Origin of the sequence: Pseudomonas sp. JBR1 (genome assembly GCF_028198185.1) — a bacterium.
In the GTDB taxonomy this organism is placed as follows: Bacteria; Pseudomonadota; Gammaproteobacteria; order Pseudomonadales; family Pseudomonadaceae; genus Chryseomonas; species Chryseomonas oryzihabitans_E.
Genome location: NZ_CP116340.1, coordinates 3094002 through 3110786 on the forward strand (window position 1 = coordinate 3094002; position 16785 = coordinate 3110786).

The 16785-nt window shown below is 65.1% G+C and carries 17 protein-coding genes; 8 read left to right on the forward strand and 9 right to left on the reverse strand.

The window, feature by feature from the left end; translation table 11 throughout:
• The first annotated feature begins 17 nt into the window (after positions 1–17).
• The 3 genes from PJ259_RS14350 to PJ259_RS14360 all read left to right on the forward strand — a co-directional run bounded on the left by PJ259_RS14350 (position 18) and on the right by PJ259_RS14360 (position 2788).
• Positions 18–692, forward strand: a complete 675-nt coding sequence (locus tag PJ259_RS14350; protein ID WP_271653269.1) for a response regulator — start codon at positions 18–20, stop codon at positions 690–692.
• Complete coding sequence (locus PJ259_RS14355) at positions 689–2065, forward strand: sensor histidine kinase (RefSeq protein WP_271653270.1); 1377 nt, start codon at positions 689–691, stop codon at positions 2063–2065. The genes PJ259_RS14350 and PJ259_RS14355 overlap by 4 nt, the downstream gene beginning before the upstream one ends.
• 108 nt (positions 2066–2173) lie before the next feature.
• Positions 2174–2788 (forward strand): glutathione S-transferase family protein, encoded by a 615-nt coding sequence (locus tag PJ259_RS14360; protein ID WP_271653271.1) that lies wholly within the window; start codon positions 2174–2176, stop codon positions 2786–2788.
• 7 nt (positions 2789–2795) lie between these two features.
• Here PJ259_RS14360 and PJ259_RS14365 read toward each other — a convergent pair whose 3' ends face one another.
• Positions 2796–4028 carry an HD-GYP domain-containing protein gene (locus tag PJ259_RS14365; RefSeq protein WP_271653272.1) on the reverse strand — a complete coding sequence of 411 codons (1233 nt, stop codon included), beginning with the start codon at positions 4026–4028 and terminating at the stop codon, positions 2796–2798.
• A 106-nt stretch (positions 4029–4134) separates the two neighbouring features.
• Here PJ259_RS14365 and PJ259_RS14370 point away from each other — a divergent pair, with 106 nt between their 5' ends.
• Together PJ259_RS14370 and mdtD are read left to right on the forward strand one after the other, a co-directional pair.
• Positions 4135–5022 carry an acyltransferase gene (locus tag PJ259_RS14370; RefSeq protein WP_059316491.1) on the forward strand — a complete coding sequence of 296 codons (888 nt, stop codon included), beginning with the start codon at positions 4135–4137 and terminating at the stop codon, positions 5020–5022.
• 71 nt (positions 5023–5093) lie between these two features.
• Positions 5094–6527 (forward strand): multidrug transporter subunit MdtD, encoded by a 1434-nt coding sequence (gene mdtD, locus PJ259_RS14375; protein WP_271653273.1) that lies wholly within the window; start codon positions 5094–5096, stop codon positions 6525–6527.
• Positions 6528–6613: 86 nt separating this feature from the next.
• Here the strand turns inward: mdtD and PJ259_RS14380 are convergent, their stop codons facing one another.
• Complete coding sequence (locus PJ259_RS14380) at positions 6614–6823, reverse strand: cold-shock protein (protein ID WP_017639480.1); 210 nt, start codon at positions 6821–6823, stop codon at positions 6614–6616.
• Between the two features lie 390 nt (positions 6824–7213).
• On the opposite strand from PJ259_RS14380, the gene PJ259_RS14385 reads away from it, so the two are divergent.
• Positions 7214–7906 carry an HAD family hydrolase gene (locus tag PJ259_RS14385; protein ID WP_271653274.1) on the forward strand — a complete coding sequence of 231 codons (693 nt, stop codon included), beginning with the start codon at positions 7214–7216 and terminating at the stop codon, positions 7904–7906.
• 42 nt (positions 7907–7948) lie between these two features.
• Here the strand turns inward: PJ259_RS14385 and PJ259_RS14390 are convergent, their stop codons facing one another.
• Together PJ259_RS14390 and PJ259_RS14395 are read right to left on the reverse strand one after the other, a co-directional pair.
• Entirely contained in the window at positions 7949–9166 is a 1218-nt protein-coding gene (locus tag PJ259_RS14390) for an NAD(P)-dependent oxidoreductase (protein WP_271655871.1), read from the reverse strand.
• 287 nt (positions 9167–9453) lie between these two features.
• Entirely contained in the window at positions 9454–10947 is a 1494-nt protein-coding gene (locus PJ259_RS14395) for a lipid II flippase MurJ (RefSeq protein WP_271653275.1), read from the reverse strand.
• Between the two features lie 317 nt (positions 10948–11264).
• Here PJ259_RS14395 and PJ259_RS14400 point away from each other — a divergent pair, with 317 nt between their 5' ends.
• On the forward strand, positions 11265–11519 hold the full coding sequence (locus PJ259_RS14400; protein WP_271653276.1) for a YebG family protein: 255 nt from the start codon (positions 11265–11267) through the stop codon (positions 11517–11519).
• A gap of 56 nt (positions 11520–11575) precedes the next feature.
• Complete coding sequence (locus PJ259_RS14405; protein WP_271653277.1) at positions 11576–12529, forward strand: nucleoside hydrolase; 954 nt, start codon at positions 11576–11578, stop codon at positions 12527–12529.
• Positions 12530–12671: 142 nt separating this feature from the next.
• Here the strand turns inward: PJ259_RS14405 and fba are convergent, their stop codons facing one another.
• From fba to epd, 5 genes are all read right to left on the reverse strand, one after another.
• Positions 12672–13736, reverse strand: a complete 1065-nt coding sequence (gene fba, locus PJ259_RS14410; RefSeq protein ID WP_059316498.1) for a class II fructose-bisphosphate aldolase — start codon at positions 13734–13736, stop codon at positions 12672–12674.
• Positions 13737–13854: 118 nt separating this feature from the next.
• Complete coding sequence (locus PJ259_RS14415) at positions 13855–14184, reverse strand: MliC family protein (protein WP_271653278.1); 330 nt, start codon at positions 14182–14184, stop codon at positions 13855–13857.
• The gene (locus tag PJ259_RS14420; protein WP_271653279.1) at positions 14181–14378 is read right to left on the reverse strand and encodes a hypothetical protein; all 198 of its coding nucleotides are present in this window, start codon (positions 14376–14378) and stop codon (positions 14181–14183) included. Before PJ259_RS14420 ends, PJ259_RS14415 begins: the two co-directional genes overlap by 4 nt.
• A gap of 5 nt (positions 14379–14383) precedes the next feature.
• Positions 14384–15547, reverse strand: a complete 1164-nt coding sequence (locus PJ259_RS14425) for a phosphoglycerate kinase (protein ID WP_271653280.1) — start codon at positions 15545–15547, stop codon at positions 14384–14386.
• A gap of 27 nt (positions 15548–15574) precedes the next feature.
• A complete protein-coding gene (epd, locus tag PJ259_RS14430) occupies positions 15575–16618 on the reverse strand; it encodes an erythrose-4-phosphate dehydrogenase (protein ID WP_271653281.1) in 1044 nt (347 codons plus the stop codon).
• Positions 16619–16785: the final 167 nt, after the last annotated feature.

The window sequence follows — 16785 nt, forward strand, 5'->3', positions numbered from 1 at the left end:
CCGCCTGGGAAAATCCGATGAGAATACTGCTGGCCGAAGACGACATGCTGCTGGGCGACGGCATCCGCGCCGGCCTGGCTCTGGAAGGCGACACCGTCGACTGGGTGACCGATGGCCAGGCCGCCCAGGCCGCGCTGGAGACCGATCCCTTCGACCTGGTGGTGCTCGACATCGGCCTGCCCCGCCGCTCGGGACTGGAGGTCCTGGCCGGCCTGCGCAAGCGCGGCGACGCCACCCCGGTGCTGATCCTCACCGCTCGGGACAAGGTCACCGACCGGGTCACCGGCCTGGACACCGGCGCCGACGACTACCTGACCAAACCCTTCGATCTCGACGAACTGCTTGCCCGCGTGCGCGCCCTTACCCGGCGCAGCGCCGGTCGGGCGCTGCCGCAACTGGAGCACAACGAGCTGCGCGTCGATCCGGCCACCCACCGGGTGACCCTGGCCGGCCAGCCCGTCGAGCTGGCACCACGGGAATACGCCCTGCTGCGCCTGTTGCTGGAAAACATGGGCAAGGTGCTCTCGCGCAATCGCCTGGAGCAGGCCCTCTACGGCTGGGATGGCGATGTCGAGAGCAACGCCATCGAGGTCCATATCCATCACCTCAGGCGCAAGCTCGGCACCAGCCTGATCCGCACCGTGCGCGGCATCGGCTATGGCATCGACCAGCCCGAGCGGCCGGCGCCGTGAACGACGGCCCGGCGATCTCGCTGCGGCGGCGCCTGCTGACGCTGCTACTGTGCGGGATCTTCGCCTGCTGGCTGATCGCCGCCCTGGTGACCTATCAGTTGGTCCTGCGCCAGGTGAATCGCCTGGCAGACGAGGACATGCTCGACTTCGGCGCGGCGGCGCTGCACCTGGCCACCCTTGGCGAAGGCAATGACCATACCCTGCCGCCCGAGGCCCGCGCCCTGGAGCGCAGCCGCACGGCCATCGCCGATCTGCCACTGTTCAAGCGGCGCAATGCCCTCGGCTATCTGCTGCAGGCCGGCGACCAGCGCCTCGGCACCCTGGCCCCGCCAGCCGGCCTGGTCAATCAACCGGCCGGCTTCAGCAGCCTGCTGGCCGAAGGGCAACACTGGCGCGTGCTGCGCCTGAGCAGCGGTGACGGGCGCATCTGGATCTACGAAAACCTGGCCGATCGCCGCGGGGCCACCAACCTGCTGCTGCTCGGCTCGCTGTTCCCCCTGGCTCTGGCCCTACCGGTGCTGGCCGCGCTCATCTGGTTTGGCGTCACCCGTGGGCTCGATCCGCTGCGCCAACTGGCCGCGCAGATCAAGCAGCGCTCCGCCCAGCGGCTGGAGCCGCTGCCGCTGAATCGCGTACCGTTGGAAGCCGCGGTCCTGGTCGAGGAGATCAACGCCCTGCTGCAACGCCTGGACGGTGCCCTGGAAGCCGAGCGTCGGCTGACCAGCGACGCCGCCCACGAAATTCGCACGCCCTTGGCCAGCCTGCTGACCCACACCCAGGTGGCCCTGCGTTCCAGTGATCCCCAGGCCCACGCCCGGGGCCTGGTGCAGGTGCGCCGCAGCGCCGAGCGCATCAGCCAGCTGATGGAGCAGATCCTGCTCCTGGCCCGCCTGGACAGTGGCGCCTTGCAGGAACAGTTCATTCCCGTCCACCTCGGACGCCTGGCGGCGGATACCCTCTCGGAACTCGCACCGCTGGCCATCGACAAGAACATCGACCTGGTCCTGGAGGATCAGGAGGTCCGGCTGTCCGGCATCCCCACCTGGCTGGGGGTGCTGCTCACCAATCTGGTCGGCAATGCCATCCGCTACACCCCGAGCGGTGGCCAGGTGCTGGTGCGGGTCGTCGAGGACGTGCCCGGGCGGGTTCGGATCGATGTCTGCGACAGCGGACCCGGCGTCACCCCGGAAGAGCGGGCGATGATCTTCACCCGCTTCTATCGCAGCGAGAGCGCCGGTCAGAACGTCGGCAGCGGCCTGGGGCTACCCATCGTCAAGCGCATCGTCGAAATTCATGGTGGCACTCTGCATCTGGGCGAAGGCCTGCAAGGGCGCGGCCTGGGCGTGCATATCGAGCTGCCTGGGCTGGTCTGAACCAGCCGCCTACGACCAAGGCCATCTTTTATCCGGGCCGGCCTAGGGCTTACAGTGAAGGGATTCGTCAAAAGCGAATGCAGTCCTGCACCCTGGAGAGCCCGGCCCATGTCCATGATCCTGTACCACACTCCCGCCTCGCCCTTCGGTCGCAAAGTCGTGGTGATGCTCCACGAGACGGACCTGATCGAGCAGGTCGAGGTGGAAATCGTCCAGCAGACGCCACTCAATCCCAATCGCGACGTGCTCGATACCAATCCGGCCGGCAAGATTCCCGCCCTGCGCCTGGCCGATGGCACCTGCCTGCACGACAGTCGCGTCATCCTCGACTACCTGGATACCCTGCACGAGCGCACCCCGCTGATCCCGCGTCAGGGCCCGGAGCGCTGGCGCCGCCTGACCCTGGCCTCGCTGTGCGACGCCATGATGGAAGCCGCGGTACAGATCCGCTACGAAAGCTTCATGCGCCCACCGGGCATGCAATGGAAGCTCTGGCTGGACAACCAGCAGGAAAAGATCGCCCGGGCGCTGGACTACTTCGAGCGCGAGGCCATCAGCGAGCTGGACGACGAATTCGACGTGGCCAGCCTCGGCATGGCCTGCCTGCTCGGCTATCTGGACTTCCGCATCCCCACCTTTGCCTGGCGCAGCGACTGCCCGCGGATCTCAGCCTGGTACGCCCGCACCAGCGAGCGGCCGTCGCTGCAGACCACGCGCCCCTGAACCAGCGCTAGGCCTGCTGCCAGAGACGCTCCAGATTGCGAAAGCCCCACTCCTCCGGGTCCTCCCGCCGCACGATGCGTTCGTCGGCGGGGGGCCGGGCGAGGTCCAGCAGGCGCTGCGGCAGGGGGGTGCGCGAGCGGGCGGAAAAGAACACCCGGACCCGGGGCGTCAACAGGCTGTCCGGATGCTGCTCGACCACCACCGCCAGTTGCTCGTTGCTCAGCCGCACCAGGGAGCCGATCGGATAGATGCCCAGGGTCTTGACGAAGGCCTGGAACACCTGGGGATCGAAATGCCCCTTCCACTCCGCCATGCGCCGGATCGCTTCGGCCGGACTCCAGGCCGTCTTGTAGGGTCGCGTCGAGGACACCGCGTCGTAGACGTCGCAGACCGCCGCGATACGCGACAACAGGCTGATCTGCGTACCGGCCAGACCACGGGGATAGCCGCTGCCATCGAATTTCTCGTGATGGTGCAGACAAACGTCGATGACTTCCGCCGCCGCGCCCCACTGCCGCAGCAGGGCGACGCCCTCTTCGGGATGCCGCCTCATCACCGCGAACTCCGCATCGGTCAGCTTGCCCGGCTTGTTGAGCACCTCAAGGGGCGTGCGCATCTTGCCCACGTCGTGCAGCAGACCGGCCTGCCCGGCCAGCCATACCTGCTCCGCCGGCAGCTCCATCTGCCGCGCCACGGCCGTCATCAGGGCGCAGACCGACACGGAATGGATGTAGGTATACTCGTCGGCCGTGCGCAGTCGCGTCAGGCTGATCAGCGCCGTGGGATGCCGCAGCACCGATGCCGAGATCTGCTCGACCACGGTCGCCACTTCGCTCAGCTCGATGGCCTGCCCCAAGCGCACGTCCTGGAACAGCCGCGCCACCTCCTGCTTGGCATGGGCGCTCACGGCGGAAGCCTGCGCCAACTCCCGAGGGCAGTTGAGGGCCGCACCCGGCGCGGAGGCCGGGGCGGTAGCGTCGGCCGTGCTGACGGGCGGCGCGGCAGCCGACGCGGGGATCGCTTCGGGCTCCACGGGCATCGGTGGCTTGGGCTGGCAATCCAGCCCCTTGGCGATATCGATCCACACGGCGGTCACGGCGCTGTCCTGGATCTTCTGCAGGTCGCGCTGTTCCTGGAGCAGAAAGCGCGCCTTCCAGAACGGATGGTCGATCCAGCTGCCTTCGAACCTGTGGATGTACATGCCGAGGCAGACTTCGGCACTGGTAACCTTTTTGAGCATGGCGTTCACTTCGCAGCTTATCGGCAGCAGCCATTTGGAAGCAGATGATCGCAAACTGCCATGGCACGCTAAAGACTATCGCCCCAAGTTCTAGACGAGAGAATCCATGCACCTCCTGACCGGTATTGCCGTCTCCCTGCTACTTCTGCTGAACACCCTGGTCATGATAGGTCCGCTGATGGTGTTTGCCCTGATCAAGCTGCTGCCCAACGTCGCGCTACGCGACGTCTGCTCCCGATTGGTCACCGCCATCGCCGAAGCCTGGGCGGAAATAAACAAAGTCATCTTCGCCCGACTGACCCCGACCGTCTGGGATATCCGCGGCGCCGAAGTGCTCAGGCGTGACCGCTCTTACCTGGTCATCTGCAACCATCAGTCTTGGGTCGACATCCCCGCGCTCATCGAGACCTTCAATGGCAAGGTGCCCTACTTCAAGTTCTTCCTGAAGAAGGAACTCATCTGGGTGCCCTTCCTGGGCCTGGCCTGGTGGGCGCTCGACTATCCCTTCATGAAGAGATACACCCGGGCACAGCTAGCGCGGCGGCCGCAACTCAAGGGCGCGGACCTGGCCATCACCCGCCGTGCCTGCGAGAAATTTCGCCGCCAGCCGGTGACCATCGTCAATTACCTGGAAGGGACCCGCTTCACCGCCGCCAAACATGCCGAACAGGATTCGCCCTATCGGCACCTGCTCAAACCCAAGGCCGGTGGCATGGCTTTCGTCCTCGCGGCCATGGGCGAGCAGCTGGACACGCTGCTGGACGTCACCCTGGTCTATCCGGACGGACGTGTGCCCGGCTTCTGGGACCTGCTCTGCGGCCGCGTCAAACGCGTTATCATCGATATCCGCGCGCGACCGCTGGATCCGGCGCGCTGGGCGGGCGACTACAGCGAAGACGCGGAATTTCGCGCAGACTTCCAGCAGTGGGTCAGCGAGCTCTGGGCAGAAAAGGACCAGCGGATCGAGGCGCTACAAGATTCCCGCTCGCGTTGAACGAGCGGGGCACCCTGCGGCCTGCAGACAGTCAGAGTGCGGGTAGTCGGCTGTCTCGACAAGGATCTCTCATGCCCACCCCGACGCTGGACACCACCACGACCCGCTGGCTTCCCTGGCTGATCGCCGTCGCCTTCTTCATGCAGTCGCTGGACGCGACCATCGTCAACACCGCCCTGCCGCGCATGGCCGCCGACCTCGGCGAGAATCCCCTGCGCATGCAGGGGGTGGTGATCGCCTACCTGCTCACCGTCGCCCTGTTGATCCCCGCCTCGGGCTGGATCTCCGATCGCTTCGGCAGTCGCCGCGTCTTCTTCACCGCCATCGCCCTCTTCACCTGCGGCTCGCTGCTCTGCGCCCTGGCACCTAGCCTCAACCTGCTGATCGCCGCCCGGGTGATCCAGGGACTGGGAGGCTCGCTGATGCTGCCCGTGGGGCGGCTGGTGATCCTGCGTGTCTATCCCCGCAGCGAACTGGTGCGCATCCTCAGCTTCATCACCATTCCCGGCCTGGTCGGCCCCCTGGCGGGCCCGGCGCTGGGTGGCTGGCTGGTGGAAGCCGTGTCCTGGCACTGGATCTTCCTGATCAACCTGCCGGTCGGGATCCTTGGCTGCCTGGCCACCCGCCGCCTGCTGCCGGACCTGCGCAGCCCCCTGCCCCAGCGCTTCGATGGCCTGGGCTTTCTGCTCTTCGGCACCTCCATGATCCTGATCAGCATCGCCCTGGAAGGCCTCGGTGAACTGCACCTGCCCCATGTGCGGGTGGTGCTGCTGCTGATGGGTGGCATGGCCTGCATGGTCGCCTACTGGCTGCGCGCCCTGCACCACGATCAACCGCTGTTCTCGCCTGAGCTGTTCCGCATCCGCAGCTTCGCGGTGGGCATCTTCGGCAACCTCTTCGCCCGCCTCGGCAGCGGTGCCCTGCCCTTTCTCATCCCATTGCTGTTCCAGGTGGGCCTTGGTTATTCGCCAACCCAGGCCGGTCTGCTGATGATGCCCCTGGCCCTGTCCGCGATGCTCGCCAAGCCCATCGCCGGCCCGCTGATCGGCCGTCTCGGCTATCGTCGCCTGCTGGTGGGCAATACCCTGCTGCTGGGCTGCCTCATCGCCAGCCTCGCCCTGATCGGCCCTTCCACGCCCTTCGTCTGGCTGCTCATCCACCTGGGTATCCTCGGCGCGGTGAACTCCATGCAGTTCACCGCCATGAACACCATCACCCTCATCGACCTGCACGACCAGCAGGCGGCCAGCGGCAACAGCCTGCTGTCGGTGGTGATGCAGCTGGCCATGAGCTTTGGCGTCGCCTGCGCCGCCGCCCTGCTGGGCGGTTTCCAGGACGACTATGGCGATACCGAGGTGCTCTCGGCCTTCCGGGCGACCTTCCTCAGCGTTGGCGCCCTGTCGATGCTGGCGGCGGCGATCTTCCTGCAGGCCTCACGCGAGACCGGTCGACGGATCAAGCCATTGGCCACGGAGCCGGAAAAGAGCGCGCAAAACGTGGAGTGAGAGACCGGTCGCGCCGATAGGTACGCCAGAAACGAAAAACCCCGGCCAGGCCGGGGTTTTTCGTGAGCTTCGGGCGACGTCAGGTGTCAGATGACCTGTACGCGCTCTGCCTGCATGCCCTTCTGGCCTTGCACGACTTCGAAGCTGACCTTCTGGCCTTCAGCCAGGGTCTTGAAACCAGTGCCTTCGATGGCGCGGAAGTGCACGAACACGTCCGGACCGCTTTCGGGAGTAATGAAGCCATAGCCTTTGGTTTCGTTGAACCACTTGACGGTGCCGTTCTGACGATTCGACATGACGGGTGTTGCTCCTTGGAATAACGGGTTTGTTATTGACACATGCTGGCGCGGCAGTGCGTTGCATAGACCAGACGCCCGGTACTGAGTTGCAAGGAGTAACAAGAATCGAGCAGCAAGGGGTGGACGAAGAGCCTACCGCCTCAGGTCACGATCGACGGCGACCCAAGCAAACACAGTTCTCGAACTCTACGCCATATTTTTCTGGAAAGCGATTACCCTCCGGAGGTCGAATTTGTTTTGTAAAAAGGGTGCTACAGCGCCGATTTTCGACCCATCGAACACTTCTCGCCTACCCGTTCGAAAGGCCTCGCTTCAGCCTGCTCGTCGAAACCGGCACGTAAGGCAGAAAGGCGTCCAGGCCCTGAAATCCCCCAGCAAGGAATACCGATGAACGTTACCCCTGTGGAACTGCTGATCAGCGATTGCGATGGCGTACTGGTCGACAGCGAAATCCTCGCCGAACGCGTCGTTCTCGACGGCCTGGCCGTCCATGCACCACGCGCCGAACTGCAAGCCCTGCTGCACGGCACCTTCGGCCTGACTACCCGGGACATCTTCAACTTGGTCGAACAGCGCTTCGGCATCACCCTGCCGCCAGCGCTGTTCAGCGACCTGCGCGCCGAGGCCGAAGCCCTGATTTCCACCAGTGTCGAGCCCATTCCCGGCGTGAAGCGCGCCCTGGAAAGCATCGATTTGCCACTGGCGGTCGCTTCCAACAGCCTCAGGCACAGCGTCGAATCCTCGGTCAGGCGCGCCGATCTGGTGGCGCGGGTGGCGGGCCACATCTTCAGTGCCGACATGGTGCCGCAGCCCAAGCCGGCGCCCGATGTCTACCTGCTCGCGGCCAAGACCATGGGCGTCGCGCCGGAGCGCTGCCTGGTGATCGAAGACAGCGCCACGGGCGTCCGGGCAGCCCTGGCCGCGGGCATGCGCGTCATCGGTTTCACCGGCGCCAGCCATATTCCGCCGAGCCACGGCGACACCCTGAGCGCGCTGGGCGTGACCGCGCTGATCGCCCACATGGACGAACTCCCCGGGACCGTTGCCCGGCTACGCGCAGCCGCCACCGGCCAGCAATGAAAAAGGGGCCCTAGGGCCCCCTTTCTTCCTGCGTTACCGGAATCAGGACAAGACCGAACCGGCCACCTTGGGCAGCGCCGCTACCGGCGCCATTTCGGCAACCGCGTTCCAGGCCGGCTCGCTGAGCTGGGTTTCCAGCAGCTGGCGGTGGATCGCCTCGCGATGCTGTTGCAGCACGATATCCAGGGCGCGGCTGGGCGTCAGTTCCACATCGTCGAAGGTGACGATCTGGCCGGGCTCCATCGCCCGCTTGAGCACGCTGTGCTTGAGCAGTCCGATCGGCAGGTGATCCGGGCACTCGGCGATCTTCACGGCTTCGCCGCGCACGCTGTAGCCGCCGATACCGCGCTCGATGATGTCGCCAGCCGCCATGGGCTTCTTCATGATCGCAGCCACGCTCAGGGTCGGCGTGGTGGAGTTGTTCAGCAGAATCTTGCCGCCGGCGATGACGCGACGCAGGGTCTTGCCGACTTCCAGGGAGCAGAGGTGGAAGGGGCGTACCAGGACATAGTACGGGCCCTTGCCCAGCTTGAAGTACTCGATGGCGCCGGCCTGGTCTTCGTCATGCCGACCAACCACGAAGACGCCACCCGCCGAGTAGCCACTCGGGATCACGTAGTCGACGATGGGCGTGCCCAGCTGCTCGGCCATCTGCGCCAGGATGTTCGCGCTGTCCTGCAGGTTGGTCGAGTTCAGGCCTTCGAGACCCTGACGGGTGATGGTGGCGCCATAGTTGTTGCCCACCACCACCTGCTCGATCTGCACCTTGGTGCCATCGGTGAAGGAGGTGGTCTGGTCGACGCTGGTGCCCTGGCGCGCGGACCAGTAGGCCATGTCTTCCGGGGTCGGGTTGTGGTTCAGATAGCCCTTCATGTTGCCGTAGACCAGCGGCTTGAAGCCCATCTGCACGGCTTCTTCATGCAGCGCCGCCAGCGAACCCGGCTGGTCGCCCTCGGCCTCGGTCAGGAATCCCTTGCCCGCCAGATAGGAACCCGTCGTCACCTGCAGCTCGGCATTGATGGTAACTACCTTGATCCCTGCCTCGAAGGCACGTTCGATGATCTCGGTACCGTGGTAGGGGTCGCCACTGCACTCCACCAGCAGATCGCAATGATCGATGAGATCCGCGACCGACTGGGTGAGCGCTTCGGTCAGGGGGTAGTCGGTGACCGTGGCGATGGGCCGGCGGGTCAGGACGCGGGTCACGGTCATGTCGTCATAGTGGCGGCTGATGAGGCGAGCCAGGCAGCGCGAGATCATGCCGGTACCGACGATGCCGATACGGGTGACAGGGGATTGGGAGGACATAGGATCGATTCCTTTCAAAGAGAATGTCGGTAGCGAGCAAAGCCACCATGCAAAGTGCCGACCCCAACTACGTGTCCGATCTCTTACAAATGGAAGAACGGCTTCCATCAGAAATTCTTTGACTGGGATCAATCTTTCCGTGCGACTCGAAGCCAAATCAAAAATTCATGACTTCGTAACAGATAGCGACCAATGGCTGCAGATCGCCACCTTTTTCCTTGCCGTCCAGCGACGGCCGTTCAACTCGTCGGTTCTGCGCGCTCCGTAACTGCGTTACCGCGCGCCCAATAGCCACGGCGGAACAGGTCACGTTCGCCCAGGACCAGCAACAGCACCAGGAAGCCCAGCATCGCCACGCTGATGCTGACGATCAGCTCCAGCAGACCGACCGGCTTGGGCAACAGGAAACTCAGCAGGGCCACCGCGCTGCCGGCGCTGAACCAGCGCAGCAGCAGCGACAGATGCAGACCGGCAAGGGAATGACGATAGAGCGCCACGGCCATGAACAGCGCCTGCAGGAAGGCCCCGGTGGTAAAGGAATAGGCCAGACCCTGGGCGCCGAACGGCTGATAAAGACAGGCATCCAGGGCCACGGTGATGAAGGAACTGGCCAGGGTGGCATAGAGGAAGGTCTTGGCGCGCTGCTGCGACAGCAGGGCCCGGCCCCACAGCAGGGCCAGCCCCATCCAGGGCAGACCCAGGGCATAGGCCACTACCAGGGTCGCGGTCGCCGCACTCTGCTCGGCGCCAAAGGCACCGCGCTCCAGCAGGACCTTGACCACCGGCTCCGAGTAGCTGAACAGCACCACCGAGGCCGGCACCAGGAACAGCAGGGTGCCGAGCAGCGCCTTGCGCATCAGCGCGGCGTACTTGTCGGCATTGCTCTCGTTCCAGCTGCGGGTCAGCTCGGGAAAAATCATGGCCAGGATGGACAGCGCATAGAGCGTGAGCGGAATGGTCACGATGCGGTAGGAGAAGGACAGCATGGTGATGTTGCCCTCCGCCAGCAGCGAGGCGAAGAAGCGCTCCGCCAGCATGCAGCCCTGCTGGGCGCCGGCGGCGAGCAGCACGGGGGCGAAAGTCAGCGCGAAGGGGCTGCCCTCGGGCTTTTCCATCGCCACCGAACGCTGGCTGAGATAGCCGAGGCGACGATGCTGGATGACGATCAGCAATACCTGAGGCAGCAGCATGCCGGTGAACAGGGCGATACCACTCGGCTGCAGGATGACGATGGCCAGGATGGCGCCCAGATTGAGCATCAGCGTCCGGGTCATCGGCAGGATGAAGATGCGATCCAGGTTGAGCAGCGCGCCTTGGCAATAGAGGATGGCCTGGACGCAGATCAGCAGGGTACCGACGGCGAAGACCAGCTTGCCCGTCTCGACCTGCTCATCGCTCCAGCCCGGCGCCAGGGCATGCATCAGCCAGGGACTGGCGAGGACGCCGACCACCGACAGCAGGAGGCCGAACAGGCCGATGCGCCAGTACAGCCAGCGGCCGACCTGCTCGTACTGGGCATTGCACCTGTCGCGGATGCGCTGCAGATAGGGAATCATGGCATCGCGCAAGGCGAGGCCGAAGAAGCTCTCGAAGAACACCGGCAGAATGAGCGCGACAAAGATGAGGTCGGCTTCCCAGCTCACACCGAATTGCCGGGCGATCAGCAGGTCGCGCAGGAATCCCAGCAGGAAGCTGGCGACGGTGATGGCCAGGATGATAAGCGTCGAACTCACGCCCGCACCTCGATTGGCCGGGACAGGCCAAGCGCAGTAATACGCAGACGGATAGGGAAGGCGTGCATTGAGCGGTCTCGTTCCGTGAGCCGGAGGTGATCCGGATAAAGGCGGGCAGAGCTGCCCGTTTGGTCCAGACTCAGAGACCAGCTTCCGCGCTTAAGTTTCCCGATGCAATTCCAGAGACATGCAGAAATGTCGAACGATTGGCAAATTGCCATGACTGACCAGGTCCTGACCGCCGAGCGGTAGTCCTTGCAATCCTGCGGCAAGCCAACTACTGTATATATAACCAGATACAGAATACGAGGTGACGCATGGCCGTCGAAGTGTTGTATCGCAGCAGCCGAGATCCGGAGCGCCTGTTCATGGATAAAGCCGAAGCCGATCGTCACGATAAAATGTTGGAGCTGGCCGAGTCGCTCGCCAGCGTGCTGGACAAGGCCGTCCCCGGTCTTGCCGAGAAGCAGTGCGAAGACCTGGGCCTGTTCATGGCCCGCAATCGAGAGATCTTCGCCCGGGCGTTCCGCAATCAGCCCGACGCCCTGGGCGAGCTGGACCTGCCCGGCTAGCAAGGGGCGGCGTCACTCGGTTAGCCTGGGAAGAGATCTGAGCCGGAGAAAGCCTCTTGTCCCTTCCCATCATCTTCGATACCGATCCTGGCGTGGACGACGCCCAGGCCATCGCCCTGCTGTTTGCCGATCCCGAATTCGAGGTGATCGGCCTGACCACGACCTTTGGCAACGTGCCGGTCGCCACGGCGACCCGCAACGCCCTGCTGCTCACCGAGCTGGCGGGACGGGACACGCCCGTCGCCGCGGGTGTCGCCGAACCCCTGATCAAGCTGGCCGGCAACCATGCCCTGCATGTGCATGGCCAGGATGGCCTGGGCAACCAGCAGCTCCCCGAGCCAAGCCAGACGCCCCATGCCCTGGACGCCGCGCGTTTCATCATCGAGCAGACCCGCCTGCGACCGGGTGAGATCACCCTGGTGGCGGTCGGGCCGCTGGGTAACCTGGCCCTCGCCCTGGCGCTGGATCCCACGGTCGCCGATCGCGTCCGTGAGGTCGTGGTGATGGGCGGCGCCATCGTCGAGCCAGGCAACGTCACGCCCGTGGCGGAAGCCAACATCTTTTCCGATCCCCATGCCGCGGCGCGGGTGTTCGCCGCTTCCTGGCCGCTGACCCTGGTCGGCCTGGATGCCACCCACCGCGCCGTGCTCGACCTGCCACGCCTGCAACGCATCGCCGCGTGCCAGGGCGCTCTGGGTGAGGTACTCGCCCGGAGCTATGACTTCTATGCGGACTTCTACCGCAGCGTGAAGGACATCGACGGCTGCCATCCCCACGACAGCTGCGCCCTCGCCTATCTGCGGCGACCCGAGCTGTTCCATACCGCCCGCGGCCACCTCAGCGTCGGTACCGAGGGCCTGGCGGAAGGCCAGACCTTTTTCGCGCCCGAAGGTCGGGTCTACCAGGATGGGCGCTGGTCCGGCAATCCGCCGATGACCGTCTGCCTGGGCATGGACGGCGCAGCCATGGTGGCCTGGATGGAAGAGGTCCTGACCGCAGCGGCGCAGTAACCAGTCAAGCATCCAAGGCCGTGCGCGCCGCCTTGCAGCGCGCACACGGCAGCCTGCGCCAGGTGAATGGCAGCTTCGCCCCGGCCGAGCGTTCAGCAGGCATAAAAAAAGGCCCCGTAAGGGGCCTTTTCTACATCCCGGATCAGTTGACCTTGGGATCCAGTTCGCCGCGGGCATAGCGCTCGAACATGGCATCCAGGGAGATCGGCTTGATCTTGGAGGCCTGGCCGGCGGTGCCGAAGGCTTCGTAACGGGCGATGCAGACTTCGCGCATGGCGGTCACGGTCTTGGCCAGGTATTTGCGCGGATCGAACTCGCTACGGTTCTTGGCCATGAACTCGCGGATGGCACCGGTGGAGGCCAGACGCAGGTCGGTATCGATGTTGACCTTGCGGACGCCGTACTTGATGCCTTCGACGATCTCTTCGACCGGCACGCCGTAGGTTTCCTTGATGTCGCCACCGTACTCGTTGATGATTTTCAGCCACTCCTGGGGCACCGAGCTGGAGCCGTGCATGACCAGGTGGGTGTCCGGGATGCGCGCATGGATTTCCTTGATGCGCTGGATCGACAGGGTGTCCCCGGTCGGCGGCTTGGTGAACTTGTAGGCGCCGTGGCTGGTGCCGATGGCGATGGCCAGGGCATCGACCTTGGTGGCCTTGACGAACTGGGCGGCCTCTTCCGGATCGGTCAGCAGCTGGCTGTGATCCAGGGTACCTTCGGCGCCCACGCCGTCTTCTTCACCGGCCATGCCGGTTTCCAGGCTGCCCAGGCAACCCAGCTCACCTTCCACGGACACGCCACAGGCATGGGCGAAGGCCACGGTCTGCTGGGTGACGCGCACGTTGTAGTCGTAGTCGGACGGCGTCTTGCCGTCGGCCATCAGCGAGCCGTCCATCATCACCGAGGAGAAGCCCAGCTGGATGGAGCGCTGGCAGATGTCGGGGGTGGTGCCGTGGTCCTGGTGCATGACCACCGGGATGTGCGGGAATTCTTCCACCGCGGCCAGGATCAGGTGACGCAGGAAGGGAGCGCCGGCGTACTTGCGGGCACCGGCGGAGGCCTGGACGATGACCGGCGAATCGGTCTTGTCGGCGGCTTCCATGATGGCGCGCATCTGCTCGAGGTTGTTGACGTTGAAGGCCGGGACGCCATAGCCGAATTCGGCGGCGTGATCCAGCAGCTGACGCATGCTGACGAGTGCCATTGGTGATTATCTCCCTACAAAGGCGGTGGTGGCGCCAGCCTGCATGAGCGGCTGGCAGGGTTCAAGCGGCCGACCCCTGGCCGCTGTGGATTAATCGGTTCAGCTGACATTCGCCGCTTCAAGGCGTCCGGCAGCCACGGCCGATGAGGTCGTTGTTGGCGATCCAGTAGACAAGTCCCTGGTCGCCACGAATATGGAAAGCCACCAGCCCATCGGTATAGGACTGGCCATCGGTGGCCGGTTCGCGGTTGAGATGACGGACCAGGCCATCGCCTTCCAGCTTGAGGTCGACGATGGACTGGCTGCGATCCACATAGCGCCAGTCGAAGGCCGCCTTGGAATCGCAGACCCAGTGCGTCCAGCCGCCGGTCTGCTGCGCACCACGGCCGGCACAGCCGGCCAAAAGGGCGAGACTGAGCAGACCGAGGGCGAACGTACGCCCCTTCACTGGGCGCAGCCGCTGGAGGGACGACCGGCGTTGGCGTTGCCGGTGAGCGTGTCCACGCGCTCGTTGTTCTGTGCCGTCGGGGTAGCGGCGGACACCGGCGGCGGCGAGAACACCGCGCAGGCCTTGTCGGCATTGCCGCCGGCACAACCGGCCAGCACGAATACAGCGGAACACACAAGCAGCGGCGTACGCATGGCGATTACTCCTGGGCGCGTTGCTGGAGGACTTCCACGGCCGGCAGGACCTTGCCCTCGACGAATTCGAGGAAGGCGCCGCCACCGGTGGAGATATAGGAGACCTTCTCACCGATGCCGTACTTGTCGATGGCGGCCAGGGTGTCGCCACCGCCGGCAATGGAGAAGGCGTCGCTGTCGGCGATGGCCTGGGCCAGGGCGCGGGTGCCTTCGCCGAATTGATCGAATTCGAAGACGCCTACCGGACCGTTCCAGAGGATGGTCTTGGCCGACTTCAGCAGGTCGGCGAACTGCTGGGCGCTGACCGGGCCGATGTCGAGGATCATGTCGTCGTCGGCCACGTCGTTGATGGACTTGGTGACGGCTTCGGCGGTCTCGGCGAATTCCTTGGCGACCACCACGTCCACCGGCAGCGGCACGCTGACCTTGGCGGCGATGGCCTTGGCGGTGTCCACCAGATCGGCTTCATACAGCGACTTGCCGACCTTGTAGCCGGCCGCGGCCAGGAAGGTGTTGGCGATGCCGCCGCCGACGATCAGCTGGTCGCAGATCTGCGCCAGGGAGTTGAGCACGTCCAGCTTGGTGGAGACCTTGGAGCCAGCGACGATGGCGGCCATCGGGCGGGCGGGGTTGCCCAGCGCCTTACCCAGGGCATCCAGCTCGCCGGCCAGCAGCGGACCGGCCGCGGCGACCTTGGCGAACTTGGCCACGCCATGGGTCGAGCCCTCGGCGCGGTGGGCGGTGCCGAAGGCATCCATGACGAAGACGTCGCACAGGGCGGCGTATTGCTTCGCCAGCTCGTCGGCGTTCTTCTTCTCGCCCACGTTGAAGCGCACGTTTTCCAGCAGCACCAGCTGGCCCGGCTCGACCTGGACGCCGCCCAGGTAATCTTTCACCAGCGGCACCTCACGGCCCAGGGCCTTGCCCAGATAGGCGGCGACCGGTGCCAGGCTGTTTTCCTCGCTGAATTCGCCCTCGGTGGGACGGCCCAGGTGCGAGCAGACGATCACCGCAGCACCCTTTTCCAGGGCCAGCTTGAGGGTGGGCAGGGCGGCGACCAGACGGGCATCGCTCTTGATCTGGCCTTCCTTCACCGGAACGTTGAGGTCTTCGCGAATCAGGACGCGCTTACCCTTCAGATCGAGGTCGCTCATTTTCAACACGGACATACAGGCAATCCCTTAGTTGTGCTTGTTTCAGGTGGGCTTGGCGATGCGCAGCCAATGGCCGGCGACGTCGAGCATGCGGTTGGCGAAGCCCCATTCGTTGTCGAACCAGACCAGCAGGTTGACCAGCCGGGGACCGGAGACGCGGGTCTGGCTGCCATCGACGATGGCGGAATGGGGATCGTGGTTGAAATCGCAGGAGGCGTGGGGCAACTCGGTGTAGTCGATCAGCCCGGCCAGGGGGCCGCTCTGCGCGGCGTCACGCAACAGGGTGTTGAGCGCTGGAGCGGTGGTGTCTTGGCCGACGATGCAGGTGATGTCCAGGCAGGAGACGTTGACCGTGGGCACGCGCACGGCGCGGGCCTGGATGCGCCCGCCGAGCTCCGGCAGCAGGCGCTCGATGCCTCGCGCCAGGCCGGTCGCCACCGGAATGATCGACTGGAACGCCGAACGCGTCCGCCGCAGATCTTCGGCATGGTAGGCGTCGATCACAGGCTGGTCGTTCATGGCCGAGTGAATCGTGGTGATGGAGACGTACTCCAGACCCAGGGTCTCGTGCAAAAGTTTCAGCACCGGGACGCTGCAGTTGGTGGTGCAGGAGGCATTCGAGACCAGGGCCTCGTCACCGCGCAGGGTCTGCTGGTTGACCCCGTAGACCACGGTGGCGTCCACGTCGGTCTCGCTGACCATGGGCTGGGAGAACAGCACCCGCGGGGCGCCAGCGGCCAGAAAGCGCCCGGCCTCGACGCGGGTGCTGAAGGCACCGGAGCATTCCAGCACCAGATCGACGTCCAGCGCCGCCCAGTCGACCCGCTCGGGCTCGGCCTCGCGGCGGATCTCCAGGGCCTGGTCGCCGATGCGTAGTCGCTCGCCGTCCAGCGCTACCCGGCCGGGAAAGCGGCCATGGGTGGAATCGAAGCGGGTCAGGTATTCGAGGCTGGGCCGGTCGGCCAGGTCGTTGAGGGCAACGATGCTCAGCTCCGTCGTCGTGCCCCGCTCGTGCAGGGCACGCAACACGCAACGACCGATACGACCGTAGCCGTTGAGAGCGAGGCGATAGCGAGCGGAACTCATGCGTGAACGGACTCGGGCGCAAGCGAAAGGCCGATTATGCGGCGGTTCGACGACGAATGGGAGTCGCCAGGGTAGCCCACCTGCCTTTCTCACTACAAAAAAGCGCCCTCCTTGGCAGACGCAGAAAAATTCCGCCGTCTGGCTTGGACGTCCTGCGGTATCCGGGT

Coding starts and splice junctions, on each gene's coding strand:
- PJ259_RS14350 (WP_271653269.1), top strand. CDS start 18: ATGAGAATACTGCTGGCCGAAGACGACATGCTGCTGGGCGACGGCATC.
- PJ259_RS14360 (WP_271653271.1), top strand. CDS start 2,174: ATGTCCATGATCCTGTACCACACTCCCGCCTCGCCCTTCGGTCGCAAA.
- PJ259_RS14365 (WP_271653272.1), bottom strand. CDS start 4,028: ATGCTCAAAAAGGTTACCAGTGCCGAAGTCTGCCTCGGCATGTACATC.
- PJ259_RS14370 (WP_059316491.1), top strand. CDS start 4,135: ATGCACCTCCTGACCGGTATTGCCGTCTCCCTGCTACTTCTGCTGAAC.
- mdtD (WP_271653273.1), top strand. CDS start 5,094: ATGCCCACCCCGACGCTGGACACCACCACGACCCGCTGGCTTCCCTGG.
- PJ259_RS14380 (WP_017639480.1), bottom strand. CDS start 6,823: ATGTCGAATCGTCAGAACGGCACCGTCAAGTGGTTCAACGAAACCAAA.
- PJ259_RS14385 (WP_271653274.1), top strand. CDS start 7,214: ATGAACGTTACCCCTGTGGAACTGCTGATCAGCGATTGCGATGGCGTA.
- PJ259_RS14390 (WP_271655871.1), bottom strand. CDS start 9,166: ATGATCTCGCGCTGCCTGGCTCGCCTCATCAGCCGCCACTATGACGAC.
- PJ259_RS14400 (WP_271653276.1), top strand. CDS start 11,265: ATGGCCGTCGAAGTGTTGTATCGCAGCAGCCGAGATCCGGAGCGCCTG.
- fba (WP_059316498.1), bottom strand. CDS start 13,736: ATGGCACTCGTCAGCATGCGTCAGCTGCTGGATCACGCCGCCGAATTC.
- PJ259_RS14420 (WP_271653279.1), bottom strand. CDS start 14,378: ATGCGTACGCCGCTGCTTGTGTGTTCCGCTGTATTCGTGCTGGCCGGT.
- PJ259_RS14425 (WP_271653280.1), bottom strand. CDS start 15,547: ATGTCCGTGTTGAAAATGAGCGACCTCGATCTGAAGGGTAAGCGCGTC.
- epd (WP_271653281.1), bottom strand. CDS start 16,618: ATGAGTTCCGCTCGCTATCGCCTCGCTCTCAACGGCTACGGTCGTATC.